Genomic DNA, 16,310 nt, shown 5'->3' with positions numbered 1-16,310 from the left:
GCCGCACGACGATGCTGAGGTGTCGGTCACGCTAGCAATGCGGAGCGCCTTTCCCTAGGCGGTCCCCGACCCCTCGGGAGGCCCTTTCTGCGAGGATGACGACATGTCCGCACCAGGGGGAGAGATCGTCGTCGAGAGGCGTTCCCCACTCGTTCACGAGGCCTTTCCGATAGCACATTCCGCTCGGATACTCGATGCCGTCCTGATGGGCCTCCTGGTCTACCGGCTCCCCACCCCCTTCCTCCCGGGGAGCGTCCCGCTGGCCCAGACGGCGCTGGCCGCCCTGGTCCTCGTCAGCCTCTTCCGGCGGCCCACCCGCCGTCTCGGACGGGCCGCCTGGTACCCGTGGCTGTGCCTCGCCCTGCTCGCCTTCGTCCTCGCCGGCTCGTCCTTCGACGGCCTCGACGCCCTGCGCCGGGCGGCGAACATCGCGCTCGTCATGCTCGCCGCGGGCTTCCTCGCGAGCGGGCGGATCGACGTGGTCTCGGGGCTCAAAGGACTCGCCGCGGCCCTGTCGCTGAACGCCGTGCTGTTCGTCGCGGGACTCGCCCCGGACAGCTACCAGGGCGCCCTGACCGGCTTCCTCCAGGACAAGAACGTGGCCGGTCTCGTCTACGGAGCGGCGGCACTGCTGGTCTCGGCGCTCAGCTCGCGGCTGTGGCTGCGGGCCGGCGTGCTCGCGCTCGGGGCCGCCGCGGTCGTCGCCACCGACTCCCGCACGTCCATGGCGGCCTACGCCTGCGCGCTCGTGTGGCTCGTCGCGGCGCCGCACCTGCGCCTGCTCTTCCGCGCGCTCCTCGGCGGCGGCCTCGTCCTGCTGTTCCTCTGGGCCGAGCGGAACCTGGCGACGGCCGGCGACTACGGGGTGGAGCGGGCCGGCTCCGACGCCCTGCGCGCCCGCATCCTCGACGCCTCGGTCGACAAGGCGGCGCTCTCGCCGTGGACCGGCTCCGGGCTCGGCCAGGCGACCGCGCGGGTCGACGGGATCGACTGGTTCTTCCACAACTCCTACCTGGCGCTGATGGCCGAGGGCGGCGTCGTGCTGCTCGTCGGCGTCATCGGCACCGTGCTCGTGGCCGGCTTCGCGACGACGGCCGCCGGGGCCGGGAGCCGCCCGGGGCACGCGGTCGGCGCGGCGAGCATCCTGGTGCTGCTGTGTGCGACGCAGCTGGGCGAGGTGTTCTTCGCCCCGATCTCGTTCGTCGTGATCGGCGCGGGTCTCGCTCTGCTCGCGGAGCAGTCCGCCCGCGCTCGCGCTCTGCCGCCGGAGTAGCGCCTCCCGCGTCCGCCCGATCCGGCGCGGATCCGCGGGTCCGGGGCGCGGAGGTCCCGGTCGGCGGGCCCTTCCCTGTGCGACGGAGCTCGCCCGGTGCGGCCCCGGCCGACCGCCGCTCAGGCGCGGCCGCGCTCGCGGACCGCGTCGCGGAGGACCTCGCGGACGCCCGCCCACATGTGCCGCGCGTTCAGCTCGGCCAGCACCCGCTCCCGGCCCGCGCGGGCGACTTCGGCCCTCTTCCCGTCGTCGCTCAGCACCGCCTCCAGCACCGCCGCGATCCCCGCTGGATCGTGCAGGGGCAGCGAGAAGGACGTCTCGCCGTCGCGGACGTAGCCGGTCATCGCGGCGCTCGCGGTGACCGCCGTGCAGGTCCCGCAGCCGGAGGCCTCCAGCAGGACGCTCTGGCCCGTCGGGTAGGCGAGGTCGTGGCTGGTGACGACGACGAGCTCGGCGTCGCGCAGGTTGTCGCGGTGCCGTCCGACCGAGACGGGATCGTGCAGGACGACGTTGGCCGGCAGCGCCCGGGACGGCCGCCGCGCAGGAGTGGTCACGATGTCGAACCGCCGGTGCGGCAGGCGCTCGGCGGCGGCGACCAGCGAGTCGAAGTCGCGCCCGCGGTCGACCCCGACGGCGAGCACCTCGAACCGCTTCGGACGCGGCGGAACGGGCCGGTAGTAGTCGGAGTCGACCCCGAAGAGCACCGGTGCGATCCGCCGCTCGTCGACGCCGTGACGGGCGAAGACCTCGCGCTGGTTCTCGCTGAGCACGACGAGCCGGTCGACCCCCTGAAGCAGCCGGACCACCTGTCGGCGCCGCTCCGGCGAGCCGGTGAGCAGCTCCTCCGCCCACCAGCAGGAGAGGACCACGAGCGGCGTGCGGCCGTACGGCCCGAGCCGCGCGCGCCGGAGCAGCGCGGGGAGGCCCGCCTCCGGCTCGAGCACGCAGAGCACCGCGTCGGCCGAGCGGACCGCCCGGAGTGCGCGCAGCTGCGTGTCCACGTTCAGCCCCGTGCGGTGCTCCACGACGTCGCGCAGCTTCACGTGCGCGGGCCGAGACGCGTGACCGGGGACGAGGAGCCGCGTCGAGTCGTCCCGGAGGAGGTCGGCCCGGTACGGCAGCCTCCCGCGGGCGAAGGGCTCGCCCGGAGCCAGGCGCAGTGTCGGGTGCTTGAGGAACAGTCCGAGCACTCTGAGGACTTCCGGTTCGGGGGTCATCGTCGTCCTTTCCGGAGGGAGGAGGAGAGGCTCGCCGCGGCATTCTCCGGAAAGCGGATCGGTCCCGTGGCGGGAGGATCAGGAATCACCGGAGAGGACCATTCGCGCCAGAAGTCCGTCGATAGCCGACTTCCCGGAGGACGGCGAGTAGGAATCGTTCCAGCGGGCACGATCACTCTCCCGCGACTCCGATAGTCCTCTCCTCTTCCGGGCTCTGATCAGCTCGGCCAGAGCCCGCGGATCGCCGGCTCGGAACGTGGCGCCGATCGACGGGCCGACGACCTCGGGGAGCGCACCGGCGTCGCTCACGACCACGGGGACGCCGGCCGACATCGCCTCGGTCACGACCAGGCCGAACGACTCCGGCTGCACCGACGGCACCACCAGGAGGTCGATCCGCGCGAAGAGGTCGCCGGGCTCGATCCACCCCGGCCGGTCCACCAGAGCGGCGACCGGGGCGAGGGCAGCCTCCACCTCGCGACGCTCCCGCTCCGCCACGAACCGGGGCTCGCCCGCCAGCACCAGGCGATACGCGCCCGGTTCCCCGGCCTCCAGCAGCGCCAGCGCCTCGGTGAGGACCCGCACCCCCTTCGCGAGCGAGGGACGCCCGAGGAAGCCGAGGACGGTCGTCCCGTCCTTCCGCGGCCGCGCCTCCGGCAGCTCGACGCGGCGGCTCCAGTTCGGCAGCACGGTCGACCCGGGGACGACCCCCGCGAGGTAGCGAGAGGGGACGAGGGTCGCCAGCGCGCCGCGGCGGGCCACGGGCGCGAGCAGCCGCTGCAGGCCGGACGGGCGCTGGTGCAGATGCACGATCCGCCGCGGACGCCCTGCGGTCGCGACGGCCGGCACCAGCCCGTTGCACCACAGCACGCCCTCGCGGGAGGAGGCGTCCCAGCGCCGCAGCGCGCGCATCCAGGCGGGTCTGCCCACGGCCTCGAGCTCGACGACCCGGTGGCCGGCGGCGAGGGCGGCGGCGACGAGCGCACGCGGCTCCGAGGGGCCGACGACCACGACCGGGACCTCGAGCGCCTCGAGCGCCTCCGCGATGCTCAGCAGCATCACCTCGCCGCCGCCGATGTCGCCGTTGTTGGTCGCGAGCGCCACCGGAGGCCGCCCGGCGCCGCCCGCTCCCCCGTGGATCATCCGCCGCCCCGCCCGCCTCCGTGCGGCGCCCCCGCGGCCCGCGGGCCCATCCTCACCGAGACGAGCGCTCCGCTCCACCGCCCCCGGCCGGGCTCCGCGGGCCGCGGGAGCGCTGGAATACTGACCGGATGGAGCTCGTGGGCGTTCTCTGGGCCGACGAGGCCGTGCCGCTCGTGTCGGCGTTCGTCCACCGGCGGGCCGACGCGGCGGGCCTGCGCGCACTCGTGCTCAAGGGACCGACCGCCGCCGCCGACCGGCTCCGGCCGCCCCGCGCCTCCGGCGACGTCGACCTTCTGGTCGCCCCCGACGACCTGCCCGGGATCCTGGCCCTCCTGGCCGCCGACGGCTGGACCGAGCGGCCCTGGCCGGACGGACCGACGCTCGCGGCCAAGCACTCGCGCTCCTACCGGCACGCCGCGTGGCCGGTCGACATCGACGTGCACTGGCGGTGGCCGGGCTTCCTCGTGCCGCCGCGCGACGCCTTCGAGGCGCTGTGGAGCCGGCACCGGATCGTGGAGCTGGCCGGCCGTCCGGTCGCGACCGCCAGCGTCGCAGACTCGGCGCTCGTGCTGGCGCTGCACGCGCTCCGCGACGCCTGGCAGATCACGGACCCGCGCCTCACGCGGCCCTCCGACTACGACCTGCTCGTGGAGGCGGTGGGCGCCCGCGCGGAGCTGCACGCTCCGCTCCGGGCGGCGGCGGAGGAGCTCGGCGCCGTCCAGACCGCGCAGCCCTTCCTCGATGCGCTCGGCATCCGCGCGCGCGCCGGGGAGGTGCCCGCGGCCGAGCTGCGGGCGTGGCGGATCAACGCGAGCTCGCCCCACGCCTCCGCGGGGTGGGTGCAGGCCGTGCGCGCGGCCGGCTGGCGGCAGCGGCCGCTGCTCCTCGCCCGCGCCGTCTTCCCCGCTCCCCACGCCCTGCGTGCCGCCGACCCCGCCATCGGCCCGCGCCGGATCGACGTGGCGGCCGGCTGGTGGCGGCGGCTGCGCCGCGGCGCCCGCACGGCTCCGCTCGCGTGGGACCACCTCCGACGGACGGACAGGACCTGACATGACCCGCCGGCTGATCCGCGCCCCCTTCGGGCTCGGCGTGCGCTTCACCTTCGACGACACCGTCCCCGACCGCTTCGTGGCGGAGGTGGAGGAGTCGTGGAACGACGTGGACGACGACGCCGATCGCCCGGGCTCCGAGTACCGGGTGTCGCTGACCGAGCCGGTCGGGGAGCCGGGAGTGATCGCGCAGCCGACCGAGGACGCCCTCGCCGAGCACATCGGCGCCGCGCTCACCCTCGCGGCGGCCGACGCCTGCGAGGGCCGGCTGCTCAGCGTGCACGCCTCCGCGGTCGCCCTGCCCGACGGCCGCGTCGTCGCGTTCGTCGGGCGGCCCGGTGCCGGCAAGTCGACCCTCGTGAGCCTCGCCGCTCGGCGGTACGGGTACGTGACCGACGAGACGCTCGCCGTCCGCCGCGACGGGCGGGTGCTGCCGTTCCGGAAGCCCGTCGCCCTCCTCGACGGCGGCGACTGGAAGCGGCACCGCTCCCCCACCGCGATGGGCCTGCAGCCGCTGCCGGACGCTCCGCTGCGCCTGGCCGCCCTGCTCCTGCTCGCCCGCGACCCGTCCGGCCCGGCGGAGCCCCGGCTCGAGCCGATCGCCTTCGACGAGGCGCTCTCGGTGCTGCTGCCCGAGCTGAGCCACTTCGCACGGCTGCCCGCGGCGCTGCACCACCTCGCCGGGCTGCTCGATTCCGTCGGCGGGGCGCAGGTGCTCCGCTACCGCGAGGCGGAGACGGTGCTGCCCCTCCTCGAGCGGATCGGGGAGCCGTCGTCGGTCGTCGCCGATGCACCAGAGGCCGATCCGGCGGCGCCCGGCCCGGGCCTGCTCGCGCGCGCCGCCGGCGTCGAGTGGGTCGAGCGCGACGGAGTGGTCAGCTGCCTCCTCGACGAGCGGGTCGAGACGCTGACCGGGATCGGCCCGGTGCTGTGGCGCGTTCTCGGGACGCCCGCGACGGTCGACGCGCTGACCGGGGCCGTCGTCGCCGAGCACGGCGCCCCGCCCGCGGGCGACCCCCGGGCGCACGTCGAGGCCGTGCTCGACGCGATGGTCGAGCACGGCCTCGTGGTCCACGGCGCCTGACGGCGCCGAGCGCGCGGCTAGCCCGTGCGGACGTTCGGCCCGACGGAGCCGCGGGCGATGAACAGGTCGAGCAGGTTCACGAGCCCCACCGCGCGGATGTAGAGCGCCGCGACGTCGTAGCGGCCGACGGGGAGCGCCTCGAGGGCGGCGGGCCCGGTCGGGTTGGTCGAGCGGTTCTGCGCGTTGACGTCGATCTGGATGACGTCCCGCAGCGCGGTGAAGACCGGGGTGATCGCGGTGGTGACGACGGCTCCGACGAGAGCCGGCAGGGCCGCGAGCAACGGGTTCAGCACGTTCAGGACCAGGGTCAAGACGCTAGCGGCCACGTCAGGGCTGTTCAGCGGGGTCCCGAAAATCCTGATGTTCTCGCGCAGCCTCTGCGTGAGAACAGTGACCAGAGTCGTCGTGAAAGCGGTCAGGGCAGCTGCCGGAACGCCGAGACCGCTGTCCACGAGGAGAGTCGAGTTCGGTGGCAGGTTGTTGAGGAAGGCGGAGTAGGAGCCGAACTGCGTGCTCCCGGGCTGCCCGGGAGCAGGACCGAGAAGCGAGGCGAGATCGATCGTCAGCGTCGCCGGAGTCGTCCCGAGGCTCGCCTGGATCGGCTGACCTCCGCCGGGCAGGTTTCCCGCCAGGATGGCGGCGACGTCGACCGTGACAACAGCGACCGTGGCAACACGAATGTCTTCGATCAGAGCAAGGGCGTTCCTCACCGCGGTGACGAGAGCTGTCAGCGCCGTCGACGTGAGCACCAGGTTCAGCCTGGTGATCTGGTAGTCGCGCTGCAGGTTGTCCGACCCGGGCACGCAGGCCGACTGAAGAGCAGCGCGTCCGGTGACGGCGCCGATCTGCAGGGTGAGCCCGGCAACGTTGGTCAGGAGGTCAGACAGATCCGGCCTGCCGACGGCGGCGAGGATCGCCTGCAGGTTGACGGTGCCGAAGTCGGGGTAGCTCCCCGAGGTCGGGGTCAGCGCCAGCTGGCCGGCATTGGTGATCGCACCGGAGGCTCCGCGGACGGTGCCGGTGGTGCTCGCCTCCGCGTACTGGTTGAGGGTGCCGACGCCGGCGGGAGCCGCCAGCGTGAGGAGGGAGGAGAGCGTGCCGGTCAGCCCGGTCGCGTTCACGGCGATGCCGTTCAGTACCGTGGCGTTGACGCCGCCCGTCACGACGACCGGGTCGGGCGGATTCGGTCCCGACGCCGGCGCAGTCGCCGTCACGCCCGAGACACCGGCGACATTGTCGAGGTTCACGCCGCCGAGGAAGCCGCTGAGGAGGCGTCCGCGGGCGACCGCCTGGAAGACCGTCCCCACCGGGAAGCAGCTGATCGAGACGGCGGAGGCGGACTGCGCCAGCATCACCGCGGGCACCGACCAGACCGCTCCGGCCACGACCGTCCGCCGTGCGAAGACGCCCGCGGAATTCGCGCTCTTCTTCTCGCTCTTATCGCTGATATCGCTGGATGCGAGCGGATTAGACTCCGACATTGGCGGCCCTCCGGTGCTGTCGCTCGACGTACACCCCTTGGCGCGTCGGCGGCAAACATAGCGAGAGAGGCGTCGCGATAAGAGGCGCTGGCGGATTTCTACTCGCAGTGGCGGCGATCAGCGGAGAGGACTCGGAGAAGATGGCAGAGGACCCCCGGCTCCTTCTCTGGCGGCGCCGCCCGGACACGGCCTCCGTCGATCTGAACGGGCGCGTCCTGGTGCTCCCGCTGGACGTCTCCCCGATGGGCAGCCCCTACGCGCTGCGCGAGAGCGTGGCCGCGACCTGGCGGGCGCTCGACGACGAGCCGCAGGACTTCTCCGGCCTGGCCGACCGGCTCGCCCGCCTCCACTCCACCGATCCCGGCGCCATCGCCGACGACCTGGCGCGCATGCTGAGCGGGCTGGAGGAGCTGCTCCTGGTCGAGAGCAGCCCGCGCGGCGAGGAGTCCCGATGAGCGTCGCGAGCGTCGTCGTCCCCAGTTACGCGGGGGCGGCCCGCCTGCCCCGCCTCCTCGCCGCCCTCGCGGCTCAGACCCACCGCGATCTCGACGTGGTCGTGGTCCTCGACGGCGTCGTCGACGCCAGCGAGCGCGCCCTCGACGCCTCCCCCGTGCCCGTGCGCCGCGTCGTGCTCCCCGAGAACCGGGGGCGCTCCGCCGCGCTCACCGCCGGCTTCGACGCCGCGCGGGGCGACGTGCTGATCCGCTGCGACGACGACCTCGAGCCCGGCCCGGGCTGGGCCGCCGCGCACGTCGGGGCCCATCGGGACGCGGTCGTCGGCGTCGTCGGCCTCTGCCCCGACGTCGACCCGGGTACCGCCTACTCCCGCGCCTACGGCCGGCCGGCCGGCGAGCGCTTCCGCCGCGGCGCCTACGCGGCGGGTTCCGACGCAGCCTGGCGCTACTGGGGCGGCAACGTCTCGGTGACGCGGACGACCTACGACCGGGTCGGCGGCTACAGCACCGACTACCGCGAGTACGGCTGGGAGGACGTCGACTGGGGCTACCGGCTGCACCGCCTGGGAGTGCCGGTGCGGATCGAGCCCGGCGCCGAGGCCCTGCACCACGGCGCCTCCGTCTCGGCGGCGGTCCGCAGCCGCCGCGCGTTCCTCTCGGGGGCGGCCCGCCGCACCTTCGAGCGGCTGCACCCCGAGCAGGTGCGGGAGGCGGTGCCCGCAGCCGGCGCGTGGGACGCGGTAGTGCGCCTCCTGGCCCGCGGCGGGAGCGAGCGGCGGACGGCACTGGTCGCGGGAGTCGCGGACGCCGCGCTCGGAGTGGTGCCCCGCCCGGTCGGCGAGAAGCTGGTCGCGCTCGCCGTCGAGTCCGCTGCGATCGCGGGCTACGACCGCGGCAGAGGGCGTCCCGCGCACGGGTGACGGCGGCGCGGATCGACGGATCCGCGGGCCCGGCAGCGGCGCCGACGCCGTGCGGGAGCCGATCTAGGCTCCCCCGCATGCGAGTCCTTCTGGTGGGCGGAGCGGGCTACATCGGGAGCCACACCGCCGTCGCGCTCCTCGAGAGCGGCCACGAGGTGCTGGTCGTGGACGACCTCTCGCACGCGAGCGAGCGGACCCTCGACGCGGTGGAGGAGCTGACCGGCTCGGTGGTCCCCCGCCTGATCGCCGACGCGCGCGACACGGCCGCGCTGACCCGCTTCCTCGCCGCCCACGGACCGGTCGACGCCCTGGTCCTGCTCGCCGGGCTCAAGTCGGTCGGCGACTCGGTGCGGCGGCCCCTCGAGTACTGGACGGTCAACGTCGGGCTCGCCACCGCGGCGTTCTCGGTCGCAGCGGAGGCGGGGATCCGCACCGTCGTGTTCTCGAGCTCGGCGGCCGTCTACAGCCCGGGCGGCGCGATGCCGGTCGGGGAGGACTCCCCCGCCGGGCTCAGCGCGGCGAGCCCCTACGGCGCGACCAAGCGCGTCATCGAGGAGATCCTCGGCGACGCTGCGCGCGCCGATCCCCTCCTGCGCGCGGTCAGCCTCCGCTACTTCAACCCCATCGGCGCGCACCCGTCGGGGCGGATCGGCGAGGATCCGGCCACGGCGCCGGGGAGCCTCCTGCCCGTGCTGACACGGGCCGCAGGCGACCCCTCCCGGTGCGTCGACGTCCTCGGCGACGACTACCCGACCCCCGACGGCACGGGGCTGCGCGACTACATCCACGTCTGCGACCTCGCGGCCGGGCACGTCGCGGCGCTCGAGCGCGCGCGGCCCGGGCACCGCGTCTACAACCTCGGCACGGGCTCACCGACGAGCGTCCTCGAGCTGATCGACGAGGTCGAGCGGGCGAGCGGGGAGACGGTCCGGTGGCGGGCCGTGGGGCGCCGGCCGGGCGACCTCGCCGCGAGCTGGGCCGACCCGGCGCGCGCCGACCGGGAGCTGGGCTGGCGGGCGGTGCGCACCGTGCGCGAGGGCGTCCGCGACCAGTGGCGGTGGCAGACCCTGCAGCGCATCGGCGTCTCCTGATCCTTCCGGCACGGCGTCACTGAAAGAGTGACTTCTTCCTCTCCGCGACTCTCCTCCATCGTTGTGATCTCCGAGGGAATAGCGCCTCCGCGACGCACTCCAGACGATCCTCGCCATTCCTCTCGCGGCTTATCCGGATCATCGATCTCTCCTTTCCCCGTCGTTCTGCGACGACTCGTACTCGCCTTTCGATTCCTTCTCCACGAGCCGGTTAGCTTCTACTGCACTGCTGATCGGTCACCGACGACGGATAAGCATTCGGAGCCGCTCCCGTCTCCGGATGGCCGCCCGATCCTCACCGCACGCCCGGGGGAAGGGGCCCATCATCACTGCCGTCATCGACGCGACCACCCGTTCCCGATCCGTCCCCCCGGTCGGTCCCGGCCTGATCGTGCACGAGTGGGTCGAGCGCCGCGGAGGCGCCGAGCGCGTGCTCGAGGCGATGACCGAGGCCTTCGCCGACGCCGACGTCCGCGTCCTCTGGAGCGACTGCGCCGAGGTCGTCGGCAGGCCCGTCTCGGAGTCCTGGCTGGCGCGCACGCCGCTGCGCCGCCACAAGGTCCTCGCCCTGCCGGCGATGCTGCCCACGTGGCGGCTCCCGGTCGGCGCCTCCCGCGAGTGGGTGCTGGTCAGCTCGCACCTCTTCGCCCACCACGTCCGCACCAGCGGACCGACCCGCAAGCTCGTCTACGCGCACACCCCGGCCCGCTACATCTGGGAGCCCGACCGCGACGGCCGCGGCAGCAGCCTCGCCGCCCGCACCGCGAGCCTGCTCCTCAAGCCGATCGACCGCCTCCGCGCCGCCGAGGCCTCCTCCATCGCGGTGAACAGCCTCTTCACCGGGCAGCGGGTGCGCGACGCGTGGCACCAGCCGTCGAGGGTCATCTACCCGCCGGTGAACACCGAGCTGCTCTCGACGATCACCGACTGGCGCTCCCCGCTCGACGACGACGAGCTGCGCCTCCTCGACTCGCTCGCGCGGCCGTTCATCCTGGGCGCCTCGCGGTTCGTCCCCTACAAGCGCCTCGAGAAGGTCATGGACGCCGGAGCCCGCACCGGGCTGCCGGTCGTCATCGCCGGGCACGGCCCCTGGGAGGCGCGGCTCCGCGCCTACGCCGAGGAGATCCGGGCCGACGTGACCTTCGTCATCTCGCCCTCCGACCAGCTGATCCGCGCGCTCTACGCGCAGGCGCTCGTGTACGTCTTCCCCGCCGTCGAGGACTTCGGGATCATGCCCGTCGAGGCGATGGCCTGCGGGACGCCGGTCATCGGGACCGACATCGGCGGAGTGCGCGAGAGCGTGTCCCTCGCCGGCGGGGGCGTCATCGCCGACCTCGAGGGCGATCCGGACTGGAGCGACCTGCTGCGCCGTGCGCTCGCGCTCGACGTCGACGCCTTCCGGGCCCGGAGCCGGGTCTTCTCGCGCCGGCGCTTCATCGCCGAGATCCAGGACTGGGTCGCCGAGCAGACCGCCTGACGACGGCGCTCCCCGCCGCGGGAGGCCGTCCGTGCGCGCGTCACCGTGCGTGCGGACGACCCTCCCGCGGCGGGATCAGAACAGGCCGCGCGGGGGCTCGATCGAGGCGAGGACGCCGGGGGCGGCGATCACGCTGAGGCGGCCGACCTCCTCCGGGGTCAGCTCGGTCAGGCGCTGCGCGAGGTCGAGGAAGCGCTCGATCTCGGACTCCTCGAGCACGTCGGCGGCGAGCGTGCGGAACTTCGACACGTACTGCTCTCGGCTGAACGGGTGCGCGCCCAGCGGGTGCGCGTCCGCCACCGCGATCTCGTCGACGATCGTCGTGCCGTCCGTCATCAGGATCTCGACGCGGGCGCCGAACGCCTTCTCGCCCGGATCGGTGGAGTGGTAGCGGCGCGTCCACTCCGCGTCCTCCTGCGTCGTGACCCGGTGCCAGAGCGCGATGGTGTCGGCGCGGGCGGCCCGCTCGGGGGCGTAGCTGTGCACGTGGTGCCAGGCGCCGTCCTGCAGCGCCACCGTGAAGATGTACGGCACGGAGTGGTCCAGCGTCTCGCGGGACGCGGCCGGGTCGTACTTCTGCGGGTCGTTCGCGCCGGAGCCGATCACGAAGTGCGTGTGGTGCGAGGTGTGCAGGACGATCCGCTCGACGCGCTCGGGGTCGGCGGCCTCGGGGTGCGTCCGGTGCAGGCGGCGGGCGAGGTCGATCAGCGCCTGCGCCTGGTACTCGGCCGAGTGCTCCTTCGTGTACGTGTCGAGGATCGCGCGCTTGGCCTCGCCGCGGTCGGGAAGCGGGACGTCGTAGCTCGCGTCGGCGCCGTCGAGCATCCAGGCGATGACGCCGTCCTCGCCCTCGTAGATCGGCGACGGGCTGGTCTCGCCGCGCATCGCCCGGTCGACCGCCTCGATCGCCATCTTCCCCGCGAAGGCCGGCGCGTACGCCTTCCAGCTCGAGATCTCGCCCTTGCGCGACTGCCGCGTGGCGGTCGTCGTGTGCAGGGCCTGCGCGACGGCCTGCTCGATCGTCGCGACGTCGAGGCCGAGCAGCGTGCCGATCCCGGCCGCGGCCGAGGGGCCGAGATGCGCGACGTGGTCGATCTTGTGCCGGTGCAGGCTGATCGCGCGCACCAGGTCGACCTGGACCTCGTAGCCGGTGACGATGCCGCGGACGAGCTGCGCCCCGCCGATGCCCGCGTGCTGGGCGATGGCGATCAGCGGAGGGATGTTGTCGCCCGGGTGCGAGTACTCGGCCGCCAGGAACGTGTCGTGGTAGTCGAGCTCGCGCACGGCGACTCCGTTGGCCCAGGCCGCCCACTCGGGCGAGACCCGGCGGGCCGGGTCGACGCCGAGGACGACCGAGCCCTGGCCGCCGATGGAGGCGGGGTGCGCGAGAGCCTGCGCGCGGGCGGCGACGACCGGGCGGCGCAGGAGCGACGCGGTGGCGACGGCGGCGTTGTCGATGACCCGGTTGACCACCATCTCGGCGACCTCGTCGTCGATCTCGACCGGATCGGCGGCGACCTCAGCGAGCGCGTGGGCGAGCTGCCCGTGTCGCGGGAGCTCCTCGTCGCTGCGGTGGACGCGGACGTGGTGTTCGTGCACGGGCGGCTCCTTCGTCTCTCCCCCCAGGCTATCGCCCGCCTCCGGCCCGGGCCGCGCGGGCAGAATGGGCGGATGTCCTCCCCCACGCGCGTCGCGGCGCTCGACTGCGGCACCAACTCCCTCCGCCTGCTGATCGCCGACGTGGAGGGCGGGCGCCTCCGGGACGTCCAGCGCCGCACCGAGCTCGTGCGGCTGGGCCGCGGGGTCGACCGCACCGGCCGCTTCGACCCGGCCGCGCTCGAGCGGACCCTCGCCGTCACCCGCGAGTACGCGGCCGCCGCGCAGGAGGCCGGCGCCGAGCACCTCCGCTTCGTCGCCACCTCGGCCACCCGCGACGCGGCCGACCGCGAGGACTTCCTCGCCGCCGTCGAGCGGATCCTCGGCGTCACCCCTGAGACGATCTCCGGCGAGGAGGAGGCACGGCTCTCCTTCCGCGGCGCGGTCTCGGCCGTCGACTCCGCCCGGCCCGTGCTGGTCGTCGACCTCGGCGGCGGCTCGACCGAGCTCGTGCTCGGCGGAGCGGAGCCGGAGCAGGCGCACTCGATGGACGTCGGCAGCGTCCGCCTGACCGAGCGCCACCGCCGGGCCGCCGAACCGACGGAGGGCGAGCGCGCGGCGATGCGGGCGGACGTGGGCGCCGCGCTGGCCGCCTCCTCCGTCGACCTCTCGCAGGCCCGGAGCGTCGTCGGCGTCGCCGCGACCGTGCTCACGATCACCGCGCACGTCCTCCGCACCACCGACCGCGCCGCGCTCGAGACGTCCCTCCCCCTCTCCGACGTCCTCGCCGCCTGCGACGAGCTCGCCGCGCTGTCTCCGGAGGGGACGGCGGCCCTCCCCTGGGTCCGCCCGGGGCGCGAGGACGTGCTGGCGGCCGGCGCGCTGGTCTGGGGCGAGGTCCTCCGCGCGGTCCACGAGGCGTCGCCGGGCGTCGACCGGGTCCACTCGACCGCGCACGACATCCTCGACGGCATCGCGCTCGGCCTCGCCTGACGCCCGCGCGGGTCAGGCGGTGAGGGCGCTCCCGGAGTCGCGCGGGAGCCGGGCGGCGGCGGCGAGCGGCACGAGGGTCAGCACCGCGAGGGCGAGGAAGGCGACGCGGTACGGGACGAGGCCGGGCCCGATCGCGGTGCCGACGGCGAGCGCCACCGCGCCCACCGCGACTCCGAGTCCGGCCGCGATCTGCTGCGTGGTGGCGTTGAGGGTGTTCGCGCCCGACATCCCCTCCTGCGGGACCTCGGCGAACGTGACGGTGTTGTAGGCCGTGAAGCCCGCCGAGCGGGCCACTCCGCTCAGCACCAGCAGCGCCACCACGAGCGCCACCGGAGTCGCCGGCTCGAGGAACGCCATCGCCGCCATGCACGCCGCCCCCACCGCGCTCGCCGCGACCAGCACCCCGCGGAAGCCGAGGCGCCGCAGCAGAGGAGTCGTGGCCGGCTTGATCGCCAGGTTGCCGACGAAGAGCGCCAGCACCACGGAGCCGGCCTGCACCGGGCTCCAGCCGAACGCGTCCTGGAACAGCAGCGGGAGCAGGAACGGCACCGCGTTCACGGTCGCCCGGTAGAGCGATCCGCTCGCGTTGGCGACCCGGAAGGTGCGGAAGCGGAAGGCGTCGAGCCGCACGAGCGGATGCTCGGCGCGGCGCAGGTGCCGCACGGCGAGCGCCGTCACGACCGCGCCGACGAGCAGCGGCGCCACCGCCCGCCCGTCGAGCTCGGAGCCGGTGAGGAGCCCCGCCGCTCCGACCAGCGCGCCGAGCCCGACCGCGACGAGCACCAGCCCCGTGACGTCGAGCGGGGGCGGCGCGCTCTCGGCGGTGCCGGGGACGATCCGGCGCGCGATCGCGAACGCGACGACCCCGAGGGGCAGGTTGATCAGGAAGATCCAGTGCCAGGAGGCGACGGTCGTGAGCAGCCCGCCGAGGAACGGCGCGATCACGGGGGCGACCAGACCCGGCCAGACCAGGATCGCGATGGCGTGGATGATCCCCTCCCGCGGAGTCGCCCGCAGCACCGCGAGCCGGCCGACCGGCACCATCAGCGCGCCGCCGACGCCCTGCAGGACTCGGGCGCCGACCAGAAGCGGCAGCGTGGGGCTGAGCGCGCAGAGCAGGGAGGCGAGGGTGAAGACGGCGATCGCGCTGGTGAAGACGCGGCGCACACCGAAGCGCTCGCTGAGCCAGCCCGAGGCCGGAATGAGGACGGCGACGGTGAGGAGGAACGCGGTGACGGTGATCGAGACCGCGGCGGAGTCGACGCCCAGGTCGGCGGCGATCGCGGGCGCGGCGGTCGTCACGATCGTGGCGTCGAGGTTCTCCATGAAGAAGCAGCCGGCGACGAGCAGCGCGAGGGAGCGGTGGCGGGGGTCCGTGCTGTCCTCCTCGGCGTGGGGCTGTCGGCGGCGAGCGTAGCGCGGCGACGGCGCGGCCGCCGGGCGGGTACCGTCGCAGCATGAGCGCTGCAGCCGAGACCAGGACGATCCAACTCCGACGCTACGAGCTGATGGACGGGGTGATGGACGACTTCCTCGCCTGGTTCCCCGAGCGGATCGTGCCGGCGCGCGAGGCCCACGGCTTCCGGATCGAGTTCGCCTACGCCGACCGCGAGGTGAACGAGTTCGTCTGGGCGGTCAGCACGGCCGGCGACGCCGACGCGTTCGCCGAGGTCGAGCGGGCGTACCTGGCCTCGCCCGAGCGCGACGCCGCCTTCGCGGGCGAGCCGAAGCGCGTCGCGGTGCAGCACGTGCGGCTGGTCGAGCGGATCGTCTGACCCGGGCGGCGTCCGAGCCGAGCGGCGTCCGACCCGGGCGCCGTCGTCTCCGGGGCGCCGCCGACTCCGGGCGCCGTCGGGTCCGGGCCCGTCAGCTCCGGGCGCGCCGCACGGCCGCGAGGACGCCGCGGACCACGAGCGTCCCGACCGCGATCGACCCGATCGCTCCGGTCAGGCGCGCCCAGACGTGCTTCGGCCGGTCGATCCCGGCACGGTCGGCGGGCGAGGGGAGCGAGGCGGGCGCGAGCGTGCGTCCCGCGGCTCCCGCCTCGGCCATGTGGGCGAGCCGGCGCACGGCCTCGCGGTTGCGGATCCAGAGGAACGAGTGCATCAGCGGCTTCGGGACGAGCGTGCCCGGGCCCTTCACGGGGGCCTCGTGCATCCGCACCTTCGCGCCGCGCGCGTGCGGCTCGACCTCGACGTGCACCCGGGCCTCGCCGAGCGGCCAGCCGGCGGCCTGGATGACCATCCGGCGAGGCGGGTCCCACTCGAGAACCGTGGTGCGGTCGTCGATCACGAGCGGCCACAGGCCGAAGGAGTGGTGCAGCTGCGAGCCCACGTGCGGGAAGTCGGCGTCGACCTTCCGCATCCGCGACGCGCCGACGACCCAGCTCGGGAACAGCCAGCCGGAGGCGAGCACCGCGAAGACGGACTCGGGCGGGCAGTGGACGACGCGGGTGGTGCGGGACATCGCGGACTCCTTCGAGTGGTGGTGGGGCGCGTGGGGGCGCCGTCCCTCAGCCTGGCAGGCCGGGG

15 protein-coding genes are annotated in these 16,310 nt (G+C 74.5%); 9 read left to right on the top strand and 6 right to left on the bottom strand.

The window, feature by feature from the left end; translation table 11 throughout:
- Positions 1 to 205 precede the first annotated feature (205 nt).
- Positions 206 to 1,273 (top strand): O-antigen ligase family protein, encoded by a 1,068-nt coding sequence (locus tag C5C63_RS12895; protein WP_104251027.1) that lies wholly within the window; start codon positions 206 to 208, stop codon positions 1,271 to 1,273.
- A gap of 119 nt (positions 1,274 to 1,392) precedes the next feature.
- On the opposite strand, the gene C5C63_RS12890 is transcribed toward C5C63_RS12895, so the two are convergent.
- Positions 1,393 to 2,490, bottom strand: a complete 1,098-nt coding sequence (locus tag C5C63_RS12890) for a glycosyltransferase family 4 protein (RefSeq protein ID WP_146086392.1) — start codon at positions 2,488 to 2,490, stop codon at positions 1,393 to 1,395.
- 78 nt (positions 2,491 to 2,568) lie between these two features.
- Positions 2,569 to 3,633, bottom strand: coding sequence for a glycosyltransferase family 4 protein (locus C5C63_RS12885; protein WP_104326189.1), 1,065 nt, complete (start codon positions 3,631 to 3,633; stop codon positions 2,569 to 2,571).
- Between the two features lie 128 nt (positions 3,634 to 3,761).
- Between C5C63_RS12885 and C5C63_RS12880 the strand changes: the two genes are divergently transcribed.
- Complete coding sequence (locus C5C63_RS12880; RefSeq protein WP_104326188.1) at positions 3,762 to 4,682, top strand: nucleotidyltransferase family protein; 921 nt, start codon at positions 3,762 to 3,764, stop codon at positions 4,680 to 4,682.
- Between the two features lies 1 nt (position 4,683).
- Positions 4,684 to 5,766 (top strand): PqqD family protein, encoded by a 1,083-nt coding sequence (locus C5C63_RS12875; protein ID WP_104326187.1) that lies wholly within the window; start codon positions 4,684 to 4,686, stop codon positions 5,764 to 5,766.
- A 17-nt stretch (positions 5,767 to 5,783) separates the two neighbouring features.
- Here the strand turns inward: C5C63_RS12875 and C5C63_RS12870 are convergent, their stop codons facing one another.
- On the bottom strand, positions 5,784 to 7,247 hold the full coding sequence (locus C5C63_RS12870; protein ID WP_146085986.1) for a choice-of-anchor G family protein: 1,464 nt from the start codon (positions 7,245 to 7,247) through the stop codon (positions 5,784 to 5,786).
- Positions 7,248 to 7,387: 140 nt separating this feature from the next.
- Here C5C63_RS12870 and C5C63_RS12865 point away from each other — a divergent pair, with 140 nt between their 5' ends.
- From C5C63_RS12865 to C5C63_RS12850, 4 genes are all read left to right on the top strand, one after another.
- A complete protein-coding gene (locus C5C63_RS12865) occupies positions 7,388 to 7,702 on the top strand; it encodes a hypothetical protein (protein WP_146086391.1) in 315 nt (104 codons plus the stop codon).
- The gene (locus C5C63_RS12860; protein WP_104326184.1) at positions 7,699 to 8,622 is read left to right on the top strand and encodes a glycosyltransferase family 2 protein; all 924 of its coding nucleotides are present in this window, start codon (positions 7,699 to 7,701) and stop codon (positions 8,620 to 8,622) included. The genes C5C63_RS12865 and C5C63_RS12860 overlap by 4 nt, the downstream gene beginning before the upstream one ends.
- 77 nt (positions 8,623 to 8,699) lie before the next feature.
- A complete protein-coding gene (gene galE, locus C5C63_RS12855) occupies positions 8,700 to 9,713 on the top strand; it encodes a UDP-glucose 4-epimerase GalE (protein WP_104233571.1) in 1,014 nt (337 codons plus the stop codon).
- A 280-nt stretch (positions 9,714 to 9,993) separates the two neighbouring features.
- A complete protein-coding gene (locus C5C63_RS12850) occupies positions 9,994 to 11,190 on the top strand; it encodes a glycosyltransferase (protein ID WP_104227213.1) in 1,197 nt (398 codons plus the stop codon).
- Positions 11,191 to 11,265: 75 nt separating this feature from the next.
- On the opposite strand, the gene C5C63_RS12845 is transcribed toward C5C63_RS12850, so the two are convergent.
- A complete protein-coding gene (locus C5C63_RS12845) occupies positions 11,266 to 12,789 on the bottom strand; it encodes an MmgE/PrpD family protein (protein WP_104326183.1) in 1,524 nt (507 codons plus the stop codon).
- A gap of 72 nt (positions 12,790 to 12,861) precedes the next feature.
- Here C5C63_RS12845 and C5C63_RS12840 point away from each other — a divergent pair, with 72 nt between their 5' ends.
- Positions 12,862 to 13,779 carry an exopolyphosphatase gene (locus C5C63_RS12840; protein ID WP_104326182.1) on the top strand — a complete coding sequence of 306 codons (918 nt, stop codon included), beginning with the start codon at positions 12,862 to 12,864 and terminating at the stop codon, positions 13,777 to 13,779.
- Positions 13,780 to 13,791: 12 nt separating this feature from the next.
- On the opposite strand, the gene C5C63_RS12835 is transcribed toward C5C63_RS12840, so the two are convergent.
- On the bottom strand, positions 13,792 to 15,105 hold the full coding sequence (locus C5C63_RS12835) for an MFS transporter (protein ID WP_104267837.1): 1,314 nt from the start codon (positions 15,103 to 15,105) through the stop codon (positions 13,792 to 13,794).
- A 131-nt stretch (positions 15,106 to 15,236) separates the two neighbouring features.
- On the opposite strand from C5C63_RS12835, the gene C5C63_RS12830 reads away from it, so the two are divergent.
- Positions 15,237 to 15,554 carry an NIPSNAP family protein gene (locus C5C63_RS12830; RefSeq protein ID WP_104224531.1) on the top strand — a complete coding sequence of 106 codons (318 nt, stop codon included), beginning with the start codon at positions 15,237 to 15,239 and terminating at the stop codon, positions 15,552 to 15,554.
- 91 nt (positions 15,555 to 15,645) lie between these two features.
- Here the strand turns inward: C5C63_RS12830 and C5C63_RS12825 are convergent, their stop codons facing one another.
- A complete protein-coding gene (locus C5C63_RS12825) occupies positions 15,646 to 16,245 on the bottom strand; it encodes an SRPBCC domain-containing protein (protein WP_104267836.1) in 600 nt (199 codons plus the stop codon).
- Between the last annotated feature and the right edge of the window lie 65 nt (positions 16,246 to 16,310).

The organism is Rathayibacter sp. AY1B8 (assembly GCF_002932775.1).
Lineage (GTDB): Bacteria > Actinomycetota > Actinomycetes > Actinomycetales > Microbacteriaceae > Rathayibacter.
Note: the sequence above shows the minus strand (reverse complement) of the source record. Positions and strands in the feature narration are given on the sequence as shown.

What these genes read in the sequence shown, in the direction of transcription:
- C5C63_RS12895 (WP_104251027.1), top strand. Translation starts at nt 206, where the DNA reads ATGGGCCTCCTGGTCTACCGGCTCCCCACCCCCTTCCTCCCGGGGAGC.
- C5C63_RS12890 (WP_146086392.1), bottom strand. Translation starts at nt 2,490, where the DNA reads ATGACCCCCGAACCGGAAGTCCTCAGAGTGCTCGGACTGTTCCTCAAG.
- C5C63_RS12885 (WP_104326189.1), bottom strand. Translation starts at nt 3,633, where the DNA reads ATGATCCACGGGGGAGCGGGCGGCGCCGGGCGGCCTCCGGTGGCGCTC.
- C5C63_RS12880 (WP_104326188.1), top strand. Translation starts at nt 3,762, where the DNA reads ATGGAGCTCGTGGGCGTTCTCTGGGCCGACGAGGCCGTGCCGCTCGTG.
- C5C63_RS12875 (WP_104326187.1), top strand. Translation starts at nt 4,684, where the DNA reads ATGACCCGCCGGCTGATCCGCGCCCCCTTCGGGCTCGGCGTGCGCTTC.
- C5C63_RS12870 (WP_146085986.1), bottom strand. Translation starts at nt 7,247, where the DNA reads ATGTCGGAGTCTAATCCGCTCGCATCCAGCGATATCAGCGATAAGAGC.
- C5C63_RS12865 (WP_146086391.1), top strand. Translation starts at nt 7,388, where the DNA reads ATGGCAGAGGACCCCCGGCTCCTTCTCTGGCGGCGCCGCCCGGACACG.
- C5C63_RS12860 (WP_104326184.1), top strand. Translation starts at nt 7,699, where the DNA reads ATGAGCGTCGCGAGCGTCGTCGTCCCCAGTTACGCGGGGGCGGCCCGC.
- galE (WP_104233571.1), top strand. Translation starts at nt 8,700, where the DNA reads ATGCGAGTCCTTCTGGTGGGCGGAGCGGGCTACATCGGGAGCCACACC.
- C5C63_RS12850 (WP_104227213.1), top strand. Translation starts at nt 9,994, where the DNA reads ATGGCCGCCCGATCCTCACCGCACGCCCGGGGGAAGGGGCCCATCATC.
- C5C63_RS12840 (WP_104326182.1), top strand. Translation starts at nt 12,862, where the DNA reads ATGTCCTCCCCCACGCGCGTCGCGGCGCTCGACTGCGGCACCAACTCC.
- C5C63_RS12835 (WP_104267837.1), bottom strand. Translation starts at nt 15,105, where the DNA reads ATGGAGAACCTCGACGCCACGATCGTGACGACCGCCGCGCCCGCGATC.
- C5C63_RS12830 (WP_104224531.1), top strand. Translation starts at nt 15,237, where the DNA reads ATGAGCGCTGCAGCCGAGACCAGGACGATCCAACTCCGACGCTACGAG.
- C5C63_RS12825 (WP_104267836.1), bottom strand. Translation starts at nt 16,245, where the DNA reads ATGTCCCGCACCACCCGCGTCGTCCACTGCCCGCCCGAGTCCGTCTTC.